We start from the raw sequence: 23761 nt of genomic DNA, 5'->3' as shown, positions 1-23761 counted from the left end.
TCCCCGCGTCGCGCGACGCGGGGAGGCGGACGGGCTTCAGACGGCGAACGTCGACCCGGGCGGAGCGCGGTCGGCCGACCACGCGGGCACGCAACCGGGGACGGCCCGCCGCGCGCGCCGGAACACGATGCACAGCCCGACGGAGCGGGCCGCGGAGAGCACCATGACCAGCACGGTCAGCATCAGCAGCGCCGGCAGCGAGACCCGCTTGCCGACGCGGCGGAGGCCGTGCCGATCCTGCATGCCGACACCATAGCCGGGCGGCCCGCCGATCGACCACGCCGTCACCGGCGGGTGGCCGTGCGCCGGATGCGGGGTTGGGTGTCCGGCGTGCAGGGGTCGTACGCGATCGGCCTGATGCTGCTCTCCGACGTGGCGCTGGCCGCGGCGGTGTTCACGGCGGTGACGATGGGCGGCCTGGCCAGGCGCGCGGCCTGAGGGCCGGACGGCCAGGGCCGACAACGCCCTGACGCGTTACGGAAGCGCCCCGAAAAATACCGCCGACGGGCACTCGCACCGATCGCACAAGGATCGGCACGAGCGCCCGCCGCACTTCCTCAACCTCCGCTGACCTGCCATGCGATGCATGCACCCCGGATCGCCCCCCTCACCGGCTATCGATACTTTTCCGGAAATTCTTGCTCGCCCACTCGTCACGCTGCCATACTCCACATCCATCGGGGTCGATGACAGCGGCTCGCAGTCGTTTCGGCGCAGCCCGCCGAGCGGCCCCGGTCCCGCACACCCCCCACCACACCGGTCCGCCCCGACGGCGCGGACCGCCCCCCGAAGGAGCGAAGATGATCGAGAGGTGCCACCGGGACACCCGGCCGAGATCGCGCTCGCGCGTACGCGCGGCCCTCGCCGTCGCGGCAGTGGGACTGCTCGCCGCGACCGGCGTCACGGTCCTGCCCGGCGCGGCGAGCGCCGGCACCACGTTGGGCGCGTCGGCGGCGGAGCGCGGCCGCTACTTCGGCACCGCCGTCGCCGCCAACAAGCTCAGCGACAACACCTACGTCACGATCCTCAACCGCGAGTTCAACTCGGTGACGCCCGAGAACGAGATGAAGATCGACGCCACCGAGCCGCAGCAGGGGCAGTTCACCTTCGCCAACGCCGACCGGATCGTCAGCCACGCCCGCAGCCGGGGCATGAGCGTGCGGGGCCACACCCTGGCCTGGCACTCGCAGCAGCCCGGCTGGATGCAGAACATGAGCGGCAGCGCGCTGCGCCAGGCGATGCTCCACCACGTCACCCAGGTGGCCACCCACTTCCGCGGTCAGGTGGTGGCCTGGGACGTGGTGAACGAGGCGTTCGCCGACGGCGGCAGCGGCGCCCGGCGTGACTCGAACCTCCAGCGCACCGGCAACGACTGGATCGAGGCGGCGTTCCGGGCCGCCCGGGCCGCCGACCCCGGCGCCAAGCTCTGCTACAACGACTACAACACCGACGACTGGAGCCACGCCAAGACCCAGGCCGTCTACGCCATGGTCCGCGACTTCAAGCAGCGTGGCGTGCCGATCGACTGCGTGGGCTTCCAGTCGCACTTCAACAGCGGCTCGCCCTACCCGGGCAACTACCGCACCACCCTGTCCAGCTTCGCGGCGCTCGGCGTCGACGTGCAGATCACCGAGCTGGACATCGCCGGGGCCTCGGCCACCACGTACCGCAACGTGGTCAACGACTGCCTCGCGGTCGCCCGGTGCACCGGCATCACCGTCTGGGGGATCCGGGACAGCGACTCCTGGCGGGCCTCCGACACACCGCTGCTGTTCGACAACGGCGGCAACCGCAAGCCCGCGTACGACGCGGTCCTCGCCGCCCTCAACAACGGCACTCCCCCGCCGACCACGCCGCCGCCGACGACCGGCCCGACCACCCCGCCGCCGGGCGGAAGCTGCACCGCCACCCTGCGCGACGGCACCCGGTGGGGCGACCGGTTCAACAGCGAGGTCACCGTCAGCGGCGCCACCAACTGGACCGTGGTCGTCGAGGTGACTCCCCCGCAGAAGGTCTCCGCCACCTGGAACGGCACCCCGAGCTGGGACGGCAGCGGGAACGTCATGACCATGCGGTCCAACGGCAGCGGCAACGTCTTCGGGTTCACCACGATGGCCAACGGCACCTGGACGCGCCCGCTGGTGCGCTCCTGCACCGCCTCCTGAGCGTCGGGTGACCGGACGGCCCCGGGGCGGCGCCCACCGCGCCGACCCGGGGCCGTCGCGCCGGCCCCCGCAGGCTCGCCGGCAGGGCGCCGTCGCGCGCTCCTGCGCGCGGCGCTGGCGCGGGCCACATATGCCTGACTAAGGTCAGGCATCATGAACGCGGAGCTCATCGCCGCCGTGCGGCGGTTCAACCGGACGGTGACCCAACGGGTGGGGGCACTCGACGACGAGTACATGGCGCGGGCCCGCCCCCTCGCGCAGGCCCGCCTGCTGTGGGAGATCGGCCCCGGCGGTGCCGAGGTCGCGGCACTACGGTCCCGGCTCGGGCTGGACTCGGGCCACCTCAGCCGCCTCCTGCGCGCCCTGGAGGGCGACGGGCTCGTCACCGTCGGGCCCTCCGACCAGGTCGGCGGGGACGGGCGGGTCCGGGTCGCCACGCTCACCGACGCCGGCCGCGCCGAGTGGACCGAGCTCGACGAGCGCTCCGACGAGTTCGCCCGGTCGATCCTCGCGCCGCTGACCGGGCGACGCCGCGAGCGGCTCGTCGCGGCGATGGCCGAGGTGGAGCGGCTGCTCGTCGCGTCGATGGTGCTCATCGAGCCCTGCCCGCTGGGCGACCCGCGGGCCCGCGCGTGCGTGCGGGCCTATGCCCGGGAGGTGGCGCGGCGCTTCGACGGCGGGTTCGACCCGGGCCGCAGCAACCCGGTCCACGACGAGGAACTCGTCCCCCCGGCCGGCGTGTTCCTGCTCGCCACCCTCAACGGCGAGCCGGTCGGCTGCGGCGCGGTCAAGCTGCACCGGGACGCGCCCGCCGAGATCAAGCGGGTCTGGGTGGCGGACTCCGTACGCGGGCTCGGGATCGGGCGGCGGATGCTGACCGAGCTGGAACGGCACGCGGCCGAGCGGGGCTGGACGACCGTCCGGCTCGACACCAACCGCGCCCTCACCGAGGCGATCGCGATGTACCGCGCCTGCGGCTACCGCGAGATCGAGGCGTACAACGCGGAGCCCTACGCCCACCACTGGTTCGAGAAGCGCCTGACGCCGTGACCCGGGCGGCCGGCCGAACCTCGGTCGCGCCTCGCGCGCCGGGGGCGGTGGCGGCCCGCAGCGATCCGGTGGGCGTCGAAGCCGACGGTCGGTCGGGCCCCGGTTGCTAGTGTCGCGCGATGCGGTGGACCGTGGCCCGACGGAGCCTCGCCGTGCTGGCCGGGTGGTACGCGTTCGCCGTGCTCGCACCGGTCGCCGCGGCGACCTGGATCCTCGGTCCGGAGTTCCTGGGCCTGGGCCCGGAATCCCCCGGCCCCGCGAGGCTGTGCGCGGAGAAGACGCTGGCGTGTCATGACGGCCCGGGCGTAGGGGACCTGCTTCGGCTCAGCGCGCCGCCGCTCGTGGGCAGCCTGGTCGTCTCGCTGCTGGTGCACCGGTTCCTCGTCGGCCGGATCGCGTCGGCGACGGCCACGGGCACACTGGCGGCGTTCAGCGGCTGGCTCGGCTGCGCGCTGCTGGCCTGCGGCCTCCTGTACCGCTGACTCGGATACGACGGGCCCGACCGCCGCGCCCGGGAACATCCATGGTGGACCGCGGGGACGCGGATGTCGCGCGGGCCGGAGACGTCGGACGGCTCGCACCCGCCGCCGTCGCCGGGCGTCCGCCCGCGGACAAATCGTCGCCTGCGACGGGTCGTGCCCAGACGGTTGATCGCGTACCGTCGAGCCGTCCTCAACAAGAACGCCACGCCCACCGGCGCGCGACGGGAAGGAAGAAGACGGCTTGAGGGTATGCCCTGCTCACAGCCCTTCCGAGCCGGCCACCGGCCTCTGCACAGCCGATCTCGCGTCGACGGTCGTGGGATCGACTCCGATGAGGACCCGGTCCGGGTGGAACCCCCGGTGTCGCGCATGCTCCCCCACCTCGTCACCCCGGCCGTAGCGCGCCGCTCGGGGCGGGCGGCCCGGGTGTCGGCCGAGCGGACGCGACACGACCAGCAGCGCGGGGAAACACATGGATGAGATCGACCTGGACGGCTTCACGCACTCCCACGTGCCACTCATGTACGACCGGGACGGGCTTCACTGTTTCTGGGTGCCCCGGGCGCTCGCCGCGTCCCGGTGGGGCCGGGAGCGACACGACGCCTTCTACGTGCACTTCCAACTCTGGGTCCACTACGACCACCGGTGGGACCGCTACGACGTCGGTGACCGCTGGCGGGGCGCCGACAGCGCCACAGGCTGGGACACCGGCATGGGGGCCGAGGTGGACGGCGGCTCGTCCGGCTGCTCGACGGTCGGTATGAGACGGGTACCGGTCAACGGAATCGCTCCTTCGTTCGCGCCTCGGAGGTGGTCACCCGCGTGGGGTCCACCGCTCCGCCGAGGCCATCGACCTCGATGCCTGTCGATCGGGGAGCGCGCGTCGACACTGGTGGGCGGCCGTGGGATGCACCCTCGCCACTGGTGATCGCCTGGGCGGACACCCGCCGCAGCATACGTGACGACCGCAGGACCCGCCGGGCGTCACGTACCACTGTGGCCGGTGGGTGCTCGCACGGCGGGCCGACGGCCGCGCCCGGCGTCGACTCTCTCGGAACGCATGCGGCGCCCGGGGAGGGCTGCCGGAGCCGAGCGATGGCGGGGTGTCAGGCACAATTCCCCGGTGGTGTCCGACTTCGGTATCGTTGGCTACCGGCCGAGTTGGCTCAGCGGGATCGACGCGATCGCCCACCGCCAAGGCCGCCGGCTGCGGGGCCTCGTCGGCCGCCGGTTGACCCGCACCTGGGTGGTGTGGGACGACGATGACGACGAGTGGTTCGCCGACTGCCCGGTGGTGCTCGACTTCGCCGGGGAGCGCGTGGAGGTCAACCACCAGAAGTTCGACGAGCTGTCGATCACCTGGAATACGGTGGACGTGGCCCGGGCGCCGGCGTGGCCGACGTCGGACGACTTCCGCCTGCGGTGGCGCGACGACGTTCCCGCCGTGTTGGCGGCCCGGCGCGGGCAGCGGGTCGAGGCGGTGGAGCTTCTCGAATGGGCCGGCGGCGACCTGGCTGACGGCGCCGTGACCGTGGCCCTGCGGTTCCCGGACGGCTGGCTGACCGTCTACAACGCCCTGGACGAGAACGGGCTCGGCTTCGGTGGACTCGCGCCGCAGTACCGCCGACTCCGCCCCTGCTGACCGCGTCGGCCGTCCGGCCGGCTCGCCCGGTGGGCGGTACGGGACCGCCCATCGAGACGTGGTCAGACGCGCGGGATGAGGACGTCGGCGACCTGCCTGGCGTCGGCCAGGTTCTGCGCGTCGGAGCCGCCGCGGGAGTAGACGTCGATCTGCACCGTGCCGTGCAGGACGTAGAGATGGCCGGAGTGCCAGTACGCCTCCTCGCCGACCCCCTCCACCCGCCTGGCGGCGGCGACGGTGACCCCGAACTCCGCGGCGGTGGTGCGGGTGAGGAAGACGGCGAGCTGGCCGCTGTCCTGCTGCCACTGGCAGAAGCGGGTCACGTCGCCGGCGTCGCCGTCCTCGTCCCTGCGGGTGACGTCGCGGCCGGTCAGGCCCACCACCTCGGACTCGGTGAGCAGGGTGCACGGGTCGGGGATGTCGCCGGCGTCCTTGACCGAACCCGGACTGCCGTCCCCGGACGCGTTGGGCGTCGGGGAGGCGACCCTGGTCGCGCTCGGCGTCGGGGAGGCGGCCCCGGCGGTCGGCGCGACCGTGGCGCCCGCGCTCGAGGGCTCGCCGGCGGTGGTGGGCTCGACGAGGCCGCAGCCAGCGGTGAGGCAGACGGCGACGAGGGCGGCAATGGTGACGAGGCGGTGCTTCACGGGTTCTCCTCGCAGGAGGTACGGGATGTGGGTCACTCGGTGCCGAGGCCCTTGTCGCGCACCGTGGCCGAGGCGGTGACGGTCGCGGAACGCGCCGCCCCGCCGCCGACCGTGTAGAGCGCGTAGGTGTGGGTCTCCGTGCTGCCCACCTCGCCGGTGCAGGAGAAGAGGAACTCCTGCGAGCCCTGGAGATCCACCGGCCCGTACGTGCCGGGGGTGTTCGTCGGATCGTCGACCGACAGGGCTCCGCCGGTGGCGCCGGTGATCTTCCACTCGATCACGAGGGGGACCGGGCCGGCCCGGAATACGGCGGTGCCCTCGGCGCACTTCGGCTGCCGGGCGACGCGCAGGTAGACGATTCGCGGGCCGGCGTCCTCCCCGGCGGCCGGGTGCGACGGCTCCGGGGCCGGCTTCCCGTCGGCGGGCTTCGTGGTGGCCGGCTCCCCCGTCGTCCGTTGCGTGGCGCTCGGCGTCGCCGGTCCCGGCGAAGGTGCCGTGGCGGGCGCCGCGGCGGCGGAAGGGCCGGCCGGGGCCGTCGCCGCGACGTCGCCGTCGCGGGCGACCGGTCCGGTTGCCGCGCACCCCGACACCGTCGCGACACACAGCAGGAAGATGGCCGTCGGCCTGATAGGTCGGATCACGTCGGGAAGGATGGACGGCGGCGCCAAAGAAAGCCCAAAGGCCGTGCCGACTCAGCCGGCGAGCAGGGCCGCCACCGCCTCCGCCAGCGTCGTCGCGGTCGCCTGCCGGTAGGCGTACGCCACTCCCGCCGGCCCCAGGCGGGCCCGGGCCTCGGTCTCCGCCCGGTCGCGGTCGGCGATCTCGTCGGGCGTGAAGCTCGGCGCGCCCAGCGCGGAGCGCTCGCGCTCGGCGAGCGCGAGCAGCCGCAACCCGCCCGCCGCGTCGCCCTCGAGGACGTCGAGCTGCGCCAGCCCCTCGACGGCGTCCAACTGCCCTTCGGCGATGCCCAGCTCGGTGTAGATCGCCAGCGCCGCCCGCATGGCCGAGCGCGCGGCGGCGTGCCGGCCGCGACGACGGTCGATGGTGGACAGGTTCGTCAGCGCGGCCGCCTCGCCGCGCCGGTCGGTGAGGGCGCGGAAGCCCGCCAGCGCGCGGTGGAACAGTTCCTCCGCCTCGTCGAGGCGGCCGAGGCAGCGCAGCGTGCCGGCGGTGTTGTTGGACGCCGCCGCGACCATCCGGGCGTCGGCGTCGCCCTCGGCGATGCGCAGCGCCTCGTAGCCGTACGCGAGCGAAGCCCGGTAGTCCTGTTGGGCCTGGGTGGTGATCAGCAGGTTGTTCAGCGCCGCGACCGTGCCGGTCCGGTCGTCGAGTTCGCGGAACGTGGCCAGGCCCTGCTCCCCCAGCCGTCGGGCCGCCGGCAGGTCGCCGGAGTTGCGGGCCAGCGCCGCGGCGGCCCGCAGCGCCCGGGCGCGCGGGGCGGACGGTTGCGGCGGGGCGGCGGCCAGCGCGCGGTCGAGCCACGCCCGACCCTCGGCCATCCGTCCGGCGACCCACCAGTACCACCACATCGCGGCGGCGATCCCCAGTCCCTTCGCGGGATCGCCGTCGCGCAGGGTCCAGTCGAGCGCGGCCACGATGGTGTCGTGGTCCGCCGCGATGCCGGTCAGCCACTCGGTGTGCGCCGGGCCGTCCAGCGGCGGCGGCGCCGCGAGCCGGCGCTCCCAGACCGCGACCAACCCGCCGTACGCCTCGGCGCGCTCGGCCGGGCCGAGGCGCTCGCGGGCGTACTCGCGGATCGTCTCGATCAGCCGGTAGCGGCCCTCGGCGAACTCCACCATGGACCGGTCGACCAGCTGGCTCAGCGCGTCGAGCGGATCGGTGCCGGCCACCTCCGCCGCCATCGCCAGGTCGAAGCCGCCGGCGAAGACGCCGAGCCGTCGCAGCAGTGTCCGCTGTGGCCCGGTGAGCAGGTCGTAGCCCCAGTCGATGGCCGCCCGCATGGTCTGGTGCCGCGGTACGGGCGACGTGCCGGTCAGCAGGTCGAGGCGCCGGTCGAGACGCGACATGATCTCGGACAGCGGCACCGCGCGCAGCCGGGCGGCGGCCAACTCGATGGCGAGCGGCAACCCGTCGAGCCGGCGGCACAGTTCGGCGGCCACGACCTGCTCGGCCGGGGCCAGGCCGGCGCCGCCGCGGGCCGCGGCGACCCGGTCGGCGAGCAGCCGCATCGCGTCCGCGTGCGGATCGGTCGCGCCGGCCGCCGGCGTGGTGAGGCCGCCCAGCGTGAAGACCACCTCGCCGCCGAGCCCGAGCCGTTCCCGGCTGGTCGCGACGACCCGCAGGCCGGGGCAGGCGCCGAGCAGCGCGTGCACGAGCGCCGCCGTGTCCGCCCGGACGTGCTCGCAGTTGTCGAGCACCACCAGGACGCGGCCGGTCAGCTGCCGGACGACCGTGTCGAGCACCGCCACGCCGGGTTCCTCGCGGATGCCGGTGGCCGCGGCCAGCCGGGCGTCGAGCGGTCCGTCGCGGTGCTCGGCCAGCTCGACGACGTGCACCACGTCGTGGTCCTCGGCCACCTCGCGAGCCAGCTCCAGGCTGAACCGGGTCTTGCCGGCACCGCCCGGCCCGACCACGGTGAGCAGCCGGGTCGTGCCGAGCAGGCCGATCCCCCTGTCCAGCTCCAGGCGACGGCCGATGAAGCGGCTGCGCCGCGCGGGCACGCCGGGGGCCGGCAGGTCGAGGGTGGGGTCCCGTCGGCGTACGGCGGCGGCCAGCGCGTCGAGTTCCGGGCCGGGCCTGGCCCCCAGCTCGGCGAGCGCGGCGGCGGCGTTGTCGTACGTCGTCAGCGCGTCGCCGGCCCGGCCAGACCGGTACAGCGCGAGCATCAGCTGCCGGACGAGCCCCTCGGCGGTGGGCTGTTCGGCGACCCAGCCCGCCAGCTCGGTGGCGGCGGCGACGTGCCGGCCCTGCGCCAGCGCCCGCTGCGCCCACCCGAGCCGAGCCGCGAGCCGCAGCTCGGCGAGCCGGGCCGCCGCCGCTGCCACGGACAGCCCGGCCCGCACCCCGCCGTACGGGTCGCCACGCCACAACTCGAGCGCGCCGGTCTGCTCGAACTCGGCGGCGTCGAGGGTGGCGCCGGTCAGGTCGAGCCGGTAGCCGCCGGGCACGCTGCGCAGCCGCTCGCCCACCACCCTGCGCAGTGCCGAGACGTGCATCTGCAGCGTCGCCACGGCCGTCGACGGGGCGCCCTCCGGCCACAGCTCGGCCAGCAGTTGGTCGACGGTGACCGGCCGTCCGCGAGCGGCCAGCAGCACGGCGAGCAGTGCGCGCGGTTTCGGTGCCAGGGCCGCCTCGCCATCCGGCGTGGACACCCGTACCGGCCCCAGCACCTCGAACCGCATCCGCGCCTCCGCCTCGTGGTCGGCGCAGTTCTGGCGGCGCCGGTCAAGCCGCCCGCATGTCCGGACAGGCAGTGCGGACATGCTACGGACACGCCGTACCGGGTCGTGCTCCTGACGACGGTGCCGCTCGCGGCATCGGACGACGATCGCCCGCGGCGACTCCCCCGGCCGGGGAACCGACCGCCTCGCCGGCGACGTCGACACCCCCCAGCGGAGCCGGCGACACGCCCTCACCCACCGGCTCCACGCCCGCGAGCGAGTCGCAGACGGCCGGCCCCGGGGCGGCCGGCGGCGCAGACCCGATCATGCGGGGCGAGCGGCAGGTCGTCCTGCGGCCGGTCGGGTCGTTCGAGTCGATCCTGGCGGTCGACGCGAAGGGCCGACTGCACCTGACCGACGGCGACACGGACAAGAGCCTGTTCGTGCTGCTGCCCGCCCACGGGAACAAGTACCAGATCCGGACCGCGAAGGCGCACGGCGGCGGCGAGCCCGACTGCATGGGCCTGCGTGACGACGGCAGCGCCCCGGCGACGGTCGTGGCCACCGCCTGCGATGCCGGCCGGGCCGGCCAACTGTTCGCCATCGAGAGGACGCGGGAGAAGAGCGAAGGCCGCCCGACCTACACCATCAGCGGCGAGGGCGAGGTCCGCCTCCGGGCGACGGACCGGCAGGGACTGGTCGTCGAACGGGTGCCCGAGGGCGACGCCGGTGAGGGCCTGACCTTCGACTTCGTCGACAACGGCGCGGCGCCGGCGGGCCCGGGCACCTGAGCGCCCCCGCGGCCGCCGGAGCCGCCGGGTGAGGTGCCCGCCGGCCCACCGCGGCAGCGTTCTTCGCCAGACACGGCGCGGCCCTGGCGCTCGCCGGGGCCGACCAGCTCCGACGTCACGTGACGCCCGCTGCGGGGGTGGCGCCCTTCCTGAAGGCGGGGCCACCTCGAGCACCCCGGCCTGGCTGCCCGGCCGCCGTGCCGAGCAGCTTCCAGTAGTCGCCGGGGCGGTCGTGAGCCAGAAGCCATCGCCGGAGCGGTTCGAGCGACGACCGGTGGGACTCGGAGCTGACCTGGTGCCACCAGTGGAGCAGCAGCTCGTGTATCCGAACGGCCTGTGCGGCGCGCTCCAGCACCCAGCTGTCCACGGCCTGGACGACGGCGACTTCCTCCGGCTCTCGCCGGAGCAACGCGGTGCAGTCGATGTCGGTGGCGATCTGGACTCCGTCGCCAGCGGCGAGGAGGGAGAACTCGACGGTCCGGTCGCCCGGGCCCACCTCGACCGTCTGCGCGAAGACGAGGACGTCGTCGCCCGAAGGCACGAGCATGCCCTCGGCCGCCGCGCCGGGCGGGATCACGTAGTGGACCCGGAACGTCATGGGCAGATGCTAGCCACCCTGGCGGCCTCGACCCTGTCGCGCTCTCACGCCGCCGTCGACGCGCGTCCCGCAGCGCCGGCCGCCGGGACCGCGTCGTGGTGCCAGCCCCGGCCGATCGCTGACGGATCGGCCGGGGCTCGTCGTGCGGAGCCGGGTCAGGCGAGGTCGAACCGGTCGAGTTCCATGACCTTGGTCCAGGCCGCCACGAAGTCCGCCGTGAACTTCTCGCGCGCGTCCTGGCTGGCGTAGACCTCCGCGAGGGCCCGTAGCTGGGAGTTGGAGCCGAAGATGAGGTCGACCGCGGTGGCGGTCCACTTCACCTCGTCGGTGGCCAGGTCCCGGATCTCGTACACGTGCTCGTCGGACTCCGACGCCTTCCACCGGGTGCCCGGAGAGAGCAGGTTGGCGAAGAAGTCGTTGGTGAGCACGCCGGGCCGGTCGGTGAGGACGCCGTGCCGCGTGCCGCCGACGTTGGCCCCGAGGGTACGCAGGCCGCCGATGAGGACGGTCATCTCGGGCGCGGTCAGGTTGAGCATGTAGGCACGGTCGAGGAGCAGCACCTCCGGCTGGGTCTTCTCGCCGGGACGCAGGTAGTTGCGGAACCCGTCGGCGCGCGGCTCGAGGACCCGGAAGGACTCGACGTCGGTCTGCTCCTGGCTGGCGTCGGTGCGGCCCGGGCGGAACGGCACGGTCACCTCGACGCCGGCGTCGCGCGCCGCCTTCTCGACGGCGGCCGAGCCGGCCAGCACGATCAGGTCCGCGAGCGAGATCTTCGCGCCGCCGGCGGAGTTGAACTCCCGCCGGATGCCCTCGAGGGTCTCCAGGACCGTCGCGAGCTGCTCGGGCTGGTTGACCTCCCAGCTGCGCTGCGGCTCGAGACGGATCCGCGCGCCGTTGGCGCCGCCACGCTTGTCGGTGGAGCGGAAGCTGGCGGCCGACGCCCAGGCGGTGGAGACCAGCTGGGCGGTCGTGAGGCCGGACTCCAGTACCTTCGCCTTCAGGGCGGCGACGTCGGCGTCCCCCACGAGCTCGTGGTCGACGGCCGGCACCGGGTCCTGCCACAGCTGGGGCTCCGGGACCCACGGGCCGAGGAAGCGGCTGACGGGACCCATGTCGCGGTGCAGCAGCTTGTACCAGGCCTTGGCGAACGCCAACGCGAACTCGTCGGGGTTCTCCAGGAAGCGGCGCGAGATCTTCTCGTACGCCGGGTCGACGCGCAGCGCCAGGTCGGTCGTGAGCATCGTCGGCTTGTGCTTCTTCGACGGGTCGTGGGCGTCCGGGATGATCGCCTCGGCGTCCTTGGCGACCCACTGCTTCGCGCCGCCGGGGCTCGTGGTGAGTTCCCACTCGTGGCCGAAGAGGATCTCGAAGAAGCGGTTGCTCCACTGCGTCGGCACGTCGGTCCACGTCACCTCGAGACCGCTGGTGATCGTGTCCGCGCCCTTCCCGCTGCCGTAGGTGCTCAGCCAGCCCAGGCCCTGCGCCTCCAGCGGGGCGGCCTCGGGCTCGGGGCCCACGTGGTCGTCGGCGACGCCGGCGCCGTGGGTCTTGCCGAAGGTGTGGCCGCCGGCGATGAGGGCGACGGTCTCCTCGTCGTTCATCGCCATCCGGGCGAAGGTCTCGCGGATGAAGTGTGCCGCCGCGGCCGGGTCCGCGTTGCCGCGAGGGCCCTCCGGGTTGACGTAGATGAGGCCCATCTCGGTCGCTCCGACGTCGGCCGCCATCTGCTTCTCGGAGACGTAGCGCTCGTCGCCGAGCCAGGCGTCCTCCGGGCCCCAGAAGATCTCCTCGGGCTCCCAGACGTCCTCGCGGCCGAAGGCGAAGCCGAAGGTCTTGAAGCCCATCGACTCCAGGGCGACGTTGCCGGCGAGCACGAGCAGGTCGGCCCACGAGATCTTCTGGCCGTACTTCTGCTTGACCGGCCACAGCAGCCGGCGGGCCTTGTCGAGGTTGGCGTTGTCCGGCCAGCTGTTGAGCGGGGCGAACCGCTGACCACCGTCGCCGGCGCCGCCGCGACCGTCGTGGATGCGGTAGGTGCCCGCGGCGTGCCAGCTCATCCGGATCATCAGGCCGCCGTAGTGGCCGAAGTCGGCCGGCCACCAGTCCTGCGAGGTGGTGAGGACCGTGACGATGTCCTGCTTGAGGGCCTCGACGTCGAGCTTGGCGAACTCCCTGGCGTAGCTGAAGCTCTCCCCCAGCGGGTTCGACTTGGACGAGTGTGCGTGCAACACCGACAGGTCGAGCTGGTTGGGCCACCAGTCCCGGTTGGTGCGCGGACGACCTCCGGTCTTCGGCGTCGGCGAGTCGATCGCCGGGTTCTCGCTCTCGCTGCCGTGCGCGGTCACGGAGTCGTGCGCGACCGGGCAGCCGGCCGCCGCCTTCTTGTCCACGCCCTGCGCGCTGGAGGGGTTGTTGTCCTGCGTGTCGCTCATCTGGTTCCTTCCGAACTGGCGGACCACTGGGAGGTGCGTTCGGTCGCGCAGTCGGGGCAGGTGCCCCAAAAGACGACCTCCGCCTCGTCGACCGCGAAGCCGTGGTCGTCGGAGGCGGTGAGACAGGGGGCATGGCCGACGGCGCAGTCGACGTCGGCGATCGCGCCGCACGAGCGGCACACGACATGGTGGTGGTTGTCCCCCACCCGGGACTCGTACCGGGCGGTCGCGCCGGCAGGCTGGATGCGCCGCAGCAGACCCGCGTCGGTGAGCGCACGCAGCACGTCGTAGACCGCCTGGTGGGAGACCGTGGGTTGGTCCGCCCGCACCAGCGCGATCACCGTGTCGGTGTCGACGTGCGGATGATCGCGCAGCGCGGCCAGCACCGCCAACCGGGGCCGGGTCACGCGCAGCGAGACCGCCCGTAGCTGGGTCTCGAAGTCGGACGGCACCTGATGAATATAGTCCACTCTTCTGGAATGAATCAGGTTTTGCCTCGGCTGAACCCGCACCTTCGACGTGGACCTGGTCGCCCATCCGGTGGGGCGGGGTCCGGGCGGCCGGGTGTGCGCACGTCCCCCGAGTCGCGACCGTCCACCCGCCCGACCTCCGGCCATGCGACAAGTCGGAACGCGATCGCCGGCCGCGTACGCCTTGTCCACCCCCGCCACGACGGCGGCGGTCAGGTGAGTCGGACGTGTTGCCGCTTGTGCCGGCCGCCCCGGAGACCGAACGCGTTGGCTCGTCCCCAGCGCCCAGGGATGTCGGACAGTTCGATGCGGTTGATGGAAGACGGCAGGACGGGGTCGCTCGCGAGGTGATTCTCGTGGGGGTTGAGGCCGAGCATGGTGCGGAGGAACAGCAGAGGGGCTCCGGCGGACCAGCCTTGCGGGCTGCACGCGGTCGGGTACTCGACCGGATAGCTGGTCAACGCGCGGTCATAGCCGGCGAAGGCCTCGGGGAGGCGGCCCTGGAAGTAGGTTGACGCCTGGATGACAGCCTCAGCGACGCGTGCCGCCTCATGCCGGAAGCCGTAGCGCCACAGACCCCAGGCGATGATGGAGTTGTCGAACGGCCAGACGGTGCCGACGTGGTAGCCGACGGGGTTGTAGCGGGCTTCGGTGTCGGCGAGGGTGCGCACGCCCCACCCGGAGAACATGGCGGGGCCAAGTAGGTGTTGGGCGACCTTCCTCGCCCGGGCGGGTTCGACGATGCCGCTCCACAGCAGGTGGCCAATGTTGGAGGCGAGGGCGTCGACGGGCTTGCCGTCCGGGTCGAGCGCCAGCGCGTAGTACTCCCGGTCTGGAATCCAGAAGTCGCGGTTGAACCGTTCCCTGAGTTCGGCGGCCTCGCGTTCGAGCCGCTCGGCGTAGGCCGGGTCGTTCCAGAACCGGCGGGCCAGGCGGGCGCCGCGGATCTTCGCGTCGTAGGCGTATCCCTGCAGTTCACAGGTGGCGCGGGGCGGGTGGGGAAGCCGGCCGTCGTGGTAGGAGATCGAGTCCGGGGAGTCTTTCCAGCACTGGTTCTCCAAGCCCTGCACCTTGTTGCGCCGCCAGTAGGAGATGTAGCCGTTGCCGAGCAGGTCGCCGTACTCGTCGATCCAGTCCAACGCCTCGCGGGCCTCGTGCTCGAGAAACCGCACCAGCTTGACGTCCCCGGTCCACCGCTCGTACTCGTCGAGCAGGATCACGAACAGCGGGGTGGCGTCCGCCGACCCGTAGTAGGGGCTGTGCGGCTGCTCCCCGAACGCGGCGGACTCCCCGTACCGGAGTTCGTGGGAGATCTTCCCCGGCTCCTCCTCCCGGAAGTTGTTGAGTCGACTGCCCTGCAGGGCGGCCAGCAGGCGCAGCACCGGCGGAACCAACTGCGGCGCGAACGGCAGAGCCTGCAGGCTGATGAAGATGCTGTCCCGCCCGAAGATGGTCATGAACCAGGGCAGACCGGCGGTGGGGATCGGCGCTCCGCCGGACAGCGTGGTGAACCGCATGGCGGCCAGATCGACGAGGCTCCGCTCGTACGCCCTCTGGAGGGGCTCGTAATCGCAGGCCAGCGTTGGCGCATTCTGAATCCAGCGCTCCAGACCCGGCCGCAGCCGTTGCCCAAGGCGCCTCTTGCGGTGGGCGCCCCAGACGCCTCCGCCGGCTTCGTTCCGGGCCCCGTGGATGATGGGCTGTGCACGCAGCTCGGTGCGCCATGACCCGCGCGGCTCGAGCTGGATGTCGAAACACATCCCATCCTCGTCGACACGCGCGGGCGCACTGCTGGAAATGACCGTCTCCCGCCGGAACTTGCCTCGCGTGTAGCACAGGCGCAAGCGACCGTCTTCCCTTTCCTTTGACGTTGTGCCACTTTTCCCCCGCGCGTCCTTGACCTCGAACAGGTCGGCGAAATCGCTGTCCACGTTCAATCGCAGCGTGAAGCGGGCCGGCTTGATGTCGTGGTTCAGGACGGTCAGGCGCTCGACGAAGTCCGCGGAGATCGACTGTTCGCGGATGACAGACACCTTCGCGTCGATGTAGTGCGTCGGCTCGCCGGGCACGAGAAAGAAGTGCGTCTCGAAGTACTGCACCTCATCCCTCGACAAGGCGTTGAGCCGCTGCCCGTTGATGCTGAGCACCCAGACCGACAGGAATCGGGTGTCGAAATAAAACAGCCCGGTCGGAAAGGCGGGCGAGGGACTCACGTCACCCCGCTCGTCTGTGACGATGAAGGTGTTACCGTCCAAGATGCTGACGGTTTTCTCGATCATTCCTTCCGCCTCTCCTCGCGAACAAACTCTCGCGGGTGCCGCGCGGATCTGGGGCTGGGGAAGAGTCGGGAGAACCGGTCCACCAGCTGGATGTTGCCCTCGACGACTATGTCGTTGCGGAACAGCAACGCCACGAAGGTCTCTTCGCCGCTGGCCAGCCGGTCGAACGCCGGTCGGCTGCCACGCATGACCGCCTCCGGCTCCCGACCCTCGCGCGCCACGTGGGCATGCCCCTTCCGCAGGGTGACAAACCACTGCTCAATCTGCTTGTCGCCCTCGATATCGAGGCGGACGGTGCCACGTACTGTCGGCGGCATGAACTGCACCGTCGGGATCTCTTTACGACTCAGCCGCTCAAGGAACCCATCAATCACATCGGCCATCCGCCACCTCTTCGCCGGTCCACTGTCCTGAGCAGATTAGGAGTACCGATGATGACCGGACCTCACCCGAAACGGGTGAGATCACTCCGGAGGTCTTCCCGGGGTGGCTCTCTGCACGAAAGGATGTTGGGCGTCTCGCGCGGCAGGGCGTCGCCATCCTCGGGTCCCACACCCCGGCCGCCACGCGGCTCGAGAGCATCGTGCGCGCCGCCGAGCAGGCGCGCGAGGTTCTGCACGCCCAACCCGGTCCGGCGACGGGCGGCGCCCGACCGGAGCCGTACCGCGGATAGACACGTACGTCGTCGACGACCCCGAACCGCGTCCGACTGCCTTTCCCACCAGCGAGCTTCCGCTACCCGGACCGAGTACCGACCGCGCAACGCTGGCACCTGAACGGCGTGGGGCGCTCCGACGTGCTGGCTGTCCGAGCGAACGGCACGCTGAACGCGTACGAGAACTTGCGCGCCACGATGAACTGGCCGGAGCTGGGCGCAACCCAGACGGTCGGGCAGGGCTGATCGGCCACCCAGCTGCCTCTCGTCGCTCGGCTATCCCCAGCCGTACTTGCCCGGATACTCGCCGACGTCCGAGTACTTCCAGTCCCAGCCTTTCCACGCCGGGTATTTCCTGTCCGGGTTGCCGGTCGGTTTGTGGAGGGTACGGATAGGGACCGGAGTCAGGGCAGCACCTGGTGGTCGGGCAGCAGCGCACATCGTGAAGATGCCGAGGTCGACGTTGTGGTCAATCGAGTTCGGGGCCGGCACACCGTGGGTCTTGCTGATCCGGACCTCCAGTTGTCCGTCGCCCGCTGACGTGATTTCCCAGCCGTCGTAGCCCCATCCCACGTTCCACACCGCCTTCAACGTGTTGGAACCGGCGGGGACCGTCCACAGCGGCCACAGGAAGACGTCTCGGTTGCCAGCCCGGAACCAACCGGACGGCAGCACTGGTCCACTGTCGATCCCGTTGCGGCGGCGGTACCCGAACTCACTGATTGCCAAGGTCGCCAACCAGGTGGCTCCGGGAACTGCCATGCTGCCGCCCGGGCCACGCAGGCCAGGATCGGTGGAATAGGTCGCCTGATGGTCCAGCAGCCATCCTTCCGAGCCCTCGACCCGACGCCAGCCGGTGAGTGCCTCGGTGATCAGCCGCTTCGGATCCCGTCGCACGTCGAGCATGGGGTAGTACCAGAAGCTACCGATGGTCTGCTTGCTGCGGACGGCTACGAGAGGGTTCACCAGACAGAAGCCGTCGGTGTCGGTGGCTCGGTCGGTTACCGTCGCCTGGAGCCAAGAAGCCCCACCGGGGGATCGGCCGACGCGGTCGAGCAGCTTGCGGTACTCGGCAGGGCGGACACGCAAAGGGTCGGGTGCGCCGCGCCGCCTCCGCACGGGAAAGCCGGCGCTGAACGGGATCGCCTGGCCCGGCTTGATTTCGTCCAACCGTCTACACAGCATGGCGACGAGGTCTGCGACGCTGGAGTAGCTGTGACAATGTAAGACCGCATGCCGGTCCCTTGGATCCCAGTGCAGATAGCTGTTCTCCAGCAGCTGCCCCATCAATCCGATAGCAGCGAGGAAGCCCAAGGGCTCGTCACCGACCAGCCCGGGCAGATCCACTCGATGCAGCGTGGCCATGCCACTCCACCTCCCACCACGTAGGGCCACCGTCGACGCCGATCGCGAACACTACCGTTGAAGCGCCCGCACAGTCACCGACCCAAGGCGTCGGGAGACACGGCAGGATGTGCGCATGGGGAAGAAGACCGACAGCGCACGTGAGGTTCGCCTGGTCTCTCTGCTGGAGGACAGCGTCAGGACCGAACTCCAGGTGACGAACTGCATGTTGGAGCTGGGTCTCAGCGACGCCACCATCGAACGGCTGATGGAAGGTGTCACCTCTGGACTGTTGTACGCCTTCGAAGTGGATTGGTCGCCCGACTGGGTGAAGCCCGGGCAGGTGCACGCGTGGGAAGAAGGCGGGGCACATTTCGCCCGGTGTTCTGGGTGCCTGCGAGATTCTCCCCCTGCTGACAGCCGTGCGTCAGCCGAGGACTGGGCGCGTCAGCACGAGACTCTGCACTGAACGCGACCATCAGGGACAGCGCCGCCAGGCGGTGTCGAACAGGTCCGGGTCACCGAAGTTGCCCGACTTGAGCAACAGGGCGAGCGCGGGGCCACTCTCGGGGACCATCCACGGCAGGCCGGGGCCGGCCGCCGGTCCCACCCGCAGCGTGCCGAGATCGAGCGCCCGGACCACCGCCCCCGACGTCTCACCGCCGGCCACCAGCAGGCGGCGGACGCCGAGGGTGTCCACGGCGCGGCGGGCGATCTGCGCGGTCGCCGCCTCCAGCAGCGCGGCGGCTCGCCCGGGGCCGAGCCGGGACTCGTAGCGCGCGACCTGTTCCGGGTCGGCCGAGGAGGTGACCAGGACGGGCCCGGTCGTGTCCCGGTAGGCCCGGGCCACGGCGGCGGCCACGGCGTCCACCGTGTCCGGGAAACTGGTGTCGAGGTCGACCGGGGACAGGGTGATTCGGGGCCCGGAGAAGCCGTCCACCTGTTCTCGGGTACGCGCGGAGCAGCTGCCGGAGAGGATCAACCGCCGGCCCTCCGGCACCACCGGGACGGCCCGCGCGGCGACCGCGCCGCCCGGCCCGGCGCCCGCCACCGGGGACCCCGCCGCGGTGTTGGACACCCGCGCCAGCGCGGCCGCCAGCCCGGCGGCGCCGCCCACCAGTCGCCCGGCTCCCGGGGTCACCAGCAGCGCCGTCGCCAGCGTGTCCAGGTCGCTGTCGGCGAGGGCGTCGACGATCACGTGCCGGGCGCCGTCCCCGCGGGCCGAATCGACCGCGGCGGTCACGGCGGCCGGGCCGGCGGCTACCGTGGCCCAGTCGACGAGCGCGACCCTGCCCTCGGCCTGGCGGCTGAGCACCCGCACGAGATCGGGGTCCCGCATGGGGGTGAGCGGATGGTCGCGCAGCGGCGACTCGGACAGCAACTGCCGGCCGACGAAGAGGTGCCCCTGATAGACCGTACGGCCCACGCGCGGCGTGGCCGGCGTGCCCACGGCGATGGTGTCGGCGCCCCCGACCAGGTCGAGCAGGGCGTCCGCCACCGGGCCGATGTTGCCCTCGTCGGTGGAGTCGAACGTCGAGCAGTACTTCTGATAGAGCGTGGTGCAGCCGGCGTCGCGCAGCCACCGCGCCGCGGCGAGTGACTCCGCGACGGCCCGGGCGCCCGGCGCGGTCCGGGACTTCAGCGCCACGACCACGCAGTCGCAGGCGGGCGGCGGCGCCGTGGGGAGGCCCACCACCACGACCGCTGACCCGCCCGCCTCGCTCACCGCGTCCGCGAGGTCGCAGGCCCCGGTGAGGTCGTCCGCCACGGCACCGAGCCAGGGCCCGCTCACCGGGTGACCGCCGGGGTCGCGCCCACTGTCGGCCGGGTCGCCGGGCCGGAGTCCAGCGGCGCGACCACCACCTCCCGGCAGGCCCCCCGCAGCAGCCCGAGCTGGTTGGCGTCCGCTCCCGCGTCGACGACGACCGTGTCCACCGCCGCCAGGTCCAGGAAGCGCATCGGGGCGTGCGCCGACAGCTTGCCGTGGTCGAGCAGCAGGACCACCCGGCGGGCGATGCGGGCCATGGCCCGCTTGATCTCGGCGTCCGCGGCGTTCGCGGAGTAGACGCCCGTCGGCCCGGCCGCCGTCGCGGAGAGCACGGCCACGTCCACCGCCAGGTCCTCCAGGCTGGTCCGGGTGATCGGCCCGGTGAAGGAGCGGGTCGCGCGGTGGTAGGCACCGCCGAGGGAGATCAGTTCGAGGTCCTCGCGGCCGGTGCACGCCAGGATCACCGGCACCGAGTGGGTGACGACGGTGAGGCCACCGGGCAGCAGGGCCGCGAGGGCCGCGACCGTGGTGCCGGCGTCGAGGGCCACCACCACGCCCGCCGGTACGAGCGGTACGGCGGCCCGGGCGACAGCCTCCTTCTCCGCCGTCGCGGCGCCCCGGCGCTGTTCGAACGGCGCGCCGGACGCGGGCACGGGTGCGCTCGCGCCGCCGGCGACCCGGTTCACCAGTCCCTGGACGGCCAACTGCCGCAGGTCACGGCGGATGGTCATCTCCGAGACGCCCAGCTCGGCCGCGGCGTCGGTCGAGGAGACGTAGCCGGCTTCGGCCACCCGACGCAGGAGTTCGCGACGCCGCTCGGGGGCCTGCGTGTAGCGCACCGGCCCATCCAAGTGCGACTCCCCCCACTTTGTCAATCGTCGAACATCGACCTTGACCCGTTCGTTCGGAACCGAACAGAATGGGCCGGTGAATGGCGCCACGCGTCCAGCCGACGCGGCCGAGGCCGACCCGCGGGAGACGCGGCGCGGTCCCTCGGGCGGGGCCTGCCTGAGCGTGGGCATCGACGTGGGGACCACCAACACCAAGGTGGCCCTGGTGGCGATCGATGGCTCCGCCGTCCGGGTACGCGCCGTCGCCACCGCCCCCACTCCCCCGCCCGACTCGGTGCGGCCCGTACTGGTCGGCCTGCTCCGCCAGGTGCTGGACGGGTCGCCGGCGCCGGACGCCGTGGGCATCGCCTCGATGGCCGAGACCGGCGTGCCGCTCGACGCGACCGGAAGGCCACTCGGTCCCTGGCTGCGCTGGGACGGCCACCGCGCCGGACCCGAGGCGGACGAGCTGTCCCGCCGGCTCGGCTGGGCGCACCTCGTCCGGGCGACGGGGGTACGACCCAGCGCCAAGGTTCCGCTGGCCAACTGGGCGTGGCTGCGGGCCAACCGGCCAACCGAGTGGCGGGCCATGGCCTCCTGGGCGGGCGCGGCGGACCTCGTCTGCCTGCTGCTCACCGGCCGCCTGACGACCGACCACACGCTGGCCGGGCGGACCATGGCGTACCGGCTGCCCGACCCCGGCCAGCCGGTGCCGGGGGCCTTCGACACCGACCTGCTGGCCGAGGTGGGCCTGCGACCGGAACAGCTGCCGCCCGTCGTGCCACCGGACACGTTCGCCGCCACCGTCCGGGACCCGGCCTTCGTGGGCGCCGGGCTGCGGGCCGGGACACCGGTGGTGGTGGCGGGCCACGACCACGCCGTCGGCGCGTACGCCTGTGGGGTGCGGGAGCCGGGCGACGTCGCGGACTCGCTCGGTACGGCCGAGGCGGTGCTCTCCGTCGTCGCCGGCTGCCCCGACCCGGTGGCGGTGGCCCGGGCGGGAATGAGCACGGTCGTCCCGGTGGCCGGCCGGCATCGGGCGATCCTCGCCGGCTCGCCGAGCGCCGGGGCCACCGTCGCCTGGTGGCTGGCCCACGAGTCGGGCGGCGTCCCGGCTGCCGAACTCTCGGCCCAGGTGCTCGGCGGCGGTGACCGGCCCACCGACGTGATCGTCCTGCCGTACCTGTCCGGGCGGCAGGCCCCGGCGCCCGACCCCCGGGCCCGGCTGCGGATCCTCGGGCGGCGCCCCACGCACACGCCGGCCGAGCTGGCCCGCGCGATGTTCGAAGGGCTCTGCCTGCAGACCCGGTGGATGCTGCACGAGCAGGCCCGGCTCGCCGGCGGGCCACCGGATCCGGCGGTGACCATGTTCGGCGGGGCCGGCGCGGCCAACCCCGCCTGGGTCCGGGTCAAGGCCCACGTCCTGCCCGGCGAGCTGCGGGTGGTGCCGGCGGCGGAGCCGGTGGCCGCGGGCGCGGCGATCGTCGCCGCCGTCCGGGCGCACCGGACCGGGCCGGCGGCACCGGCACTGCCCTGGCGGCCCGGGCCGGCGGTCGCGGGCGCGGGCCGGGACTACGACGAGCCGTTCGCCAGGTTCGTGACGGCCGCGACCGGCGCCGAGGCGGCCGACGACGATCCGCGAGGAGAAGAGGTCAGATGACGGGATCGGAAAGAGCGACGCCCACCCTGGACGCCATCGCGCGGCCGGCGGGCGGGTTCGCGATGGTGGCGATGGACCAGCGGGAGAGCCTGCGGACGATGTTCGCCGAGGCGGGCGCCGGCCGGCCGGACCACGACGGGATGGTCGCCTTCAAGACCGCGGTGGCCCGCGCGCTCGGCCCGCTGGCCTCCGGTTTCCTCATCGACCGGACGACCGGCCTCGATGAGATCCGCCGCGACGGGTTGCTGCCCGCCGGGTGCGGGCTGATCCTCGCGGCCGACGCCCTCGACCAGGAGCCCGGCCAGCCGGTCGAGGACACCGGGCTCGACGAGGTGGTCGCCGCGCCGCAGTTCGACCTCACCGGCGTACGGGCGATCAAGCTCCTGCTGCTCTGGCGCCGCGACGCGCGCCGCGAGCAGCGCGTCGAACTCGCCCGGCGGTTCATCGGCCTGGCCGCCGAGCGCGACGTGCTCTCGGTGCTGGAGCCGGTGGTCCGGGCGACCCCCGAGGAGCTGTCCGCCGGCCGGTGGGACCAGGACGCGGCGATCCTCGAGGCGGCCCGGGAACTCTCCCCGCTGCGTCCCAGCCTCTACAAGGCGCAGGTGCCCCGGCAGGGCCGGGGCACGACCGGCGAACTCCGGCGGGCGTGCGAGGACCTCGGCTCCGCCGTCACCGGACCCTGGGTGGTGCTGTCCCAGGGCGTCCACCGCGACGACTTCCTCGGCGCGGTACGGGCCGCCTGCCAGGGCGGTGCCAGCGGTTTCCTCGCCGGCCGGGCGCTGTGGAGCGACGTGGTGGGCCGCCCCGACGTGGACCGGGCACTGGCCGAGGTCTCCGTGCCCCGCCTCGAACGGCTCGTCGAGGTGGTCGACCGGGAGGCGACGCCGTGGCGGAAGGCATGACCGCCGAGCCGGGCACGGTCGGCCTGCTGCACACCGTTCCCGCGCTGGCCGCGACGTTCGACGACCTCCTGCGCGCCTCGACCGCGAAGCCCCGCCGGATCCACGTCGCCGACGCCTGGCTGCTGGACACCGCACGCCGCGAGGGCGTCACGCCGGCCGTCCGGGACACCGTACTCGCGCACCTGCGCAACCTGGAGTCGGTCGGGGCCGACGCCGTCCTGGTCACCTGCTCCTCCATCGGCGAGGCGGCGGAGGCGGCGGCCGGGCGGCTGCGCGTTCCGGTCGTCCGGGTGGACGCGGCGATGGCCGACGAGGCCGTCGTCGCCGCCGCCGGACCCGGGGCGCGGGGACGCATCCGCGTGCTCGCCACCCTCCCGACCACGCTCGGGCCGACCGGACGGCTCGTCGAGCGGGCGGCCCGCAGCGCCGGCCGGCCCGTGGAGGTGACCGCGGAACTGGTGGCGGACGCCGCCGAGGCGCAGGACCGCGGCGACCGGGAACGCGTGGACAGCCTCGTCGCGGCGGCCGTCGCCCGCGCCGCAGCCGACGCGGACGTGGTCGTGCTGGCCCAGGCCTCCATGGCCCGCGCCGCGGCGCTGGCCGACGTTCCGGTGCCGGTGCTCAGTTCGCCGCACGGCGGCGTGGCCGCGCTGCTGCGTGTCCTGTCCGACCGGCCGGACTGATCCGGCAGCGTTCCCGAGGAAGTGA

The 23761-nt window shown here is 73.0% G+C and carries 22 protein-coding genes; 10 read left to right on the top strand and 12 right to left on the bottom strand.

Translation table 11 applies throughout. From position 1 onward, the window contains the following. Positions 1–36 precede the first annotated feature (36 nt). The gene (locus ACSNN9_RS00610; protein WP_436670654.1) at positions 37–243 is read right to left on the bottom strand and encodes a hypothetical protein; all 207 of its coding nucleotides are present in this window, start codon (positions 241–243) and stop codon (positions 37–39) included. A gap of 66 nt (positions 244–309) precedes the next feature. On the opposite strand from ACSNN9_RS00610, the gene ACSNN9_RS00605 reads away from it, so the two are divergent. From ACSNN9_RS00605 to ACSNN9_RS00585, 5 genes are all read left to right on the top strand, one after another. Beyond that, a complete protein-coding gene (locus tag ACSNN9_RS00605; protein ID WP_436670658.1) occupies positions 310–438 on the top strand; it encodes a hypothetical protein in 129 nt (42 codons plus the stop codon). Positions 439–800: 362 nt separating this feature from the next. Then, positions 801–2165, top strand: a complete 1365-nt coding sequence (locus ACSNN9_RS00600) for an endo-1,4-beta-xylanase (RefSeq protein ID WP_436670653.1) — start codon at positions 801–803, stop codon at positions 2163–2165. Positions 2166–2318: 153 nt separating this feature from the next. Continuing rightward, complete coding sequence (locus ACSNN9_RS00595) at positions 2319–3215, top strand: bifunctional helix-turn-helix transcriptional regulator/GNAT family N-acetyltransferase (RefSeq protein WP_436670652.1); 897 nt, start codon at positions 2319–2321, stop codon at positions 3213–3215. 119 nt (positions 3216–3334) lie between these two features. Then, positions 3335–3697: a hypothetical protein gene (locus ACSNN9_RS00590; RefSeq protein ID WP_436670651.1), complete on the top strand. Its 363-nt coding sequence runs from the start codon at positions 3335–3337 to the stop codon at positions 3695–3697. 1126 nt (positions 3698–4823) lie between these two features. Next, positions 4824–5339, top strand: a complete 516-nt coding sequence (locus tag ACSNN9_RS00585) for a hypothetical protein (RefSeq protein WP_436670650.1) — start codon at positions 4824–4826, stop codon at positions 5337–5339. Positions 5340–5401: 62 nt separating this feature from the next. On the opposite strand, the gene ACSNN9_RS00580 is transcribed toward ACSNN9_RS00585, so the two are convergent. Genes ACSNN9_RS00580 through ACSNN9_RS00570 form a run of 3 tightly spaced genes read right to left on the bottom strand, consistent with a single transcriptional unit; the run spans position 5402 to position 9345 of the window. Further along, positions 5402–5983: a hypothetical protein gene (locus ACSNN9_RS00580; protein WP_436670649.1), complete on the bottom strand. Its 582-nt coding sequence runs from the start codon at positions 5981–5983 to the stop codon at positions 5402–5404. Positions 5984–6015: 32 nt separating this feature from the next. Continuing rightward, positions 6016–6624, bottom strand: a complete 609-nt coding sequence (locus ACSNN9_RS00575; RefSeq protein WP_436670648.1) for a hypothetical protein — start codon at positions 6622–6624, stop codon at positions 6016–6018. A 51-nt stretch (positions 6625–6675) separates the two neighbouring features. After that, positions 6676–9345, bottom strand: a complete 2670-nt coding sequence (locus tag ACSNN9_RS00570; protein ID WP_436670647.1) for a BTAD domain-containing putative transcriptional regulator — start codon at positions 9343–9345, stop codon at positions 6676–6678. A 305-nt stretch (positions 9346–9650) separates the two neighbouring features. Here ACSNN9_RS00570 and ACSNN9_RS00565 point away from each other — a divergent pair, with 305 nt between their 5' ends. Further along, the gene (locus ACSNN9_RS00565; protein WP_436670646.1) at positions 9651–10115 is read left to right on the top strand and encodes a hypothetical protein; all 465 of its coding nucleotides are present in this window, start codon (positions 9651–9653) and stop codon (positions 10113–10115) included. Positions 10116–10230: 115 nt separating this feature from the next. Here the strand turns inward: ACSNN9_RS00565 and ACSNN9_RS00560 are convergent, their stop codons facing one another. The 6 genes from ACSNN9_RS00560 to ACSNN9_RS00535 form a co-directional block, all read right to left on the bottom strand. Beyond that, positions 10231–10713, bottom strand: a complete 483-nt coding sequence (locus ACSNN9_RS00560; protein ID WP_436670645.1) for a hypothetical protein — start codon at positions 10711–10713, stop codon at positions 10231–10233. A gap of 155 nt (positions 10714–10868) precedes the next feature. Next, positions 10869–13145, bottom strand: a complete 2277-nt coding sequence (gene katG / locus ACSNN9_RS00555) for a catalase/peroxidase HPI (protein ID WP_436670644.1) — start codon at positions 13143–13145, stop codon at positions 10869–10871. Beyond that, positions 13142–13597: a Fur family transcriptional regulator gene (locus tag ACSNN9_RS00550; RefSeq protein ID WP_436670643.1), complete on the bottom strand. Its 456-nt coding sequence runs from the start codon at positions 13595–13597 to the stop codon at positions 13142–13144. Before ACSNN9_RS00550 ends, katG begins: the two co-directional genes overlap by 4 nt. Before the next feature lie 230 nt (positions 13598–13827). Then, positions 13828–15894, bottom strand: a complete 2067-nt coding sequence (locus ACSNN9_RS00545; RefSeq protein WP_436670642.1) for an amylo-alpha-1,6-glucosidase — start codon at positions 15892–15894, stop codon at positions 13828–13830. Beyond that, entirely contained in the window at positions 15891–16277 is a 387-nt protein-coding gene (locus ACSNN9_RS00540; RefSeq protein ID WP_436670641.1) for an SCP2 sterol-binding domain-containing protein, read from the bottom strand. Before ACSNN9_RS00540 ends, ACSNN9_RS00545 begins: the two co-directional genes overlap by 4 nt. A 548-nt stretch (positions 16278–16825) precedes the next feature. Beyond that, the gene (locus ACSNN9_RS00535) at positions 16826–17914 is read right to left on the bottom strand and encodes a type I-G CRISPR-associated protein, Cas3-extension family (protein WP_436670640.1); all 1089 of its coding nucleotides are present in this window, start codon (positions 17912–17914) and stop codon (positions 16826–16828) included. Positions 17915–18029: 115 nt separating this feature from the next. Here ACSNN9_RS00535 and ACSNN9_RS00530 point away from each other — a divergent pair, with 115 nt between their 5' ends. Next, positions 18030–18362 (top strand): hypothetical protein, encoded by a 333-nt coding sequence (locus ACSNN9_RS00530; protein WP_436670639.1) that lies wholly within the window; start codon positions 18030–18032, stop codon positions 18360–18362. A gap of 9 nt (positions 18363–18371) precedes the next feature. Here the strand turns inward: ACSNN9_RS00530 and otnK are convergent, their stop codons facing one another. Together otnK and ACSNN9_RS00520 are read right to left on the bottom strand one after the other, a co-directional pair. Beyond that, on the bottom strand, positions 18372–19685 hold the full coding sequence (gene otnK / locus ACSNN9_RS00525; protein ID WP_436670638.1) for a 3-oxo-tetronate kinase: 1314 nt from the start codon (positions 19683–19685) through the stop codon (positions 18372–18374). Beyond that, positions 19682–20500 carry a DeoR/GlpR family DNA-binding transcription regulator gene (locus ACSNN9_RS00520; protein WP_436670637.1) on the bottom strand — a complete coding sequence of 273 codons (819 nt, stop codon included), beginning with the start codon at positions 20498–20500 and terminating at the stop codon, positions 19682–19684. Before ACSNN9_RS00520 ends, otnK begins: the two co-directional genes overlap by 4 nt. 88 nt (positions 20501–20588) lie before the next feature. Here ACSNN9_RS00520 and ACSNN9_RS00515 point away from each other — a divergent pair, with 88 nt between their 5' ends. Genes ACSNN9_RS00515 through ACSNN9_RS00505 form a run of 3 tightly spaced genes read left to right on the top strand, consistent with a single transcriptional unit; the run spans position 20589 to position 23736 of the window. Continuing rightward, on the top strand, positions 20589–22151 hold the full coding sequence (locus ACSNN9_RS00515) for an FGGY-family carbohydrate kinase (RefSeq protein ID WP_436670636.1): 1563 nt from the start codon (positions 20589–20591) through the stop codon (positions 22149–22151). Further along, positions 22148–23053 carry a hypothetical protein gene (locus tag ACSNN9_RS00510; protein WP_436670635.1) on the top strand — a complete coding sequence of 302 codons (906 nt, stop codon included), beginning with the start codon at positions 22148–22150 and terminating at the stop codon, positions 23051–23053. The genes ACSNN9_RS00515 and ACSNN9_RS00510 overlap by 4 nt, the downstream gene beginning before the upstream one ends. Then, positions 23038–23736, top strand: a complete 699-nt coding sequence (locus ACSNN9_RS00505; RefSeq protein ID WP_436670634.1) for an aspartate/glutamate racemase family protein — start codon at positions 23038–23040, stop codon at positions 23734–23736. The genes ACSNN9_RS00510 and ACSNN9_RS00505 overlap by 16 nt, the downstream gene beginning before the upstream one ends. Positions 23737–23761 lie beyond the last annotated feature (25 nt).

The organism is Micromonospora sp. URMC 107 (genome assembly GCF_051386315.1).
Classification (GTDB): domain Bacteria; phylum Actinomycetota; class Actinomycetes; order Mycobacteriales; family Micromonosporaceae; genus Micromonospora.
Note: the sequence above shows the minus strand (reverse complement) of the source record. Positions and strands in the feature narration are given on the sequence as shown.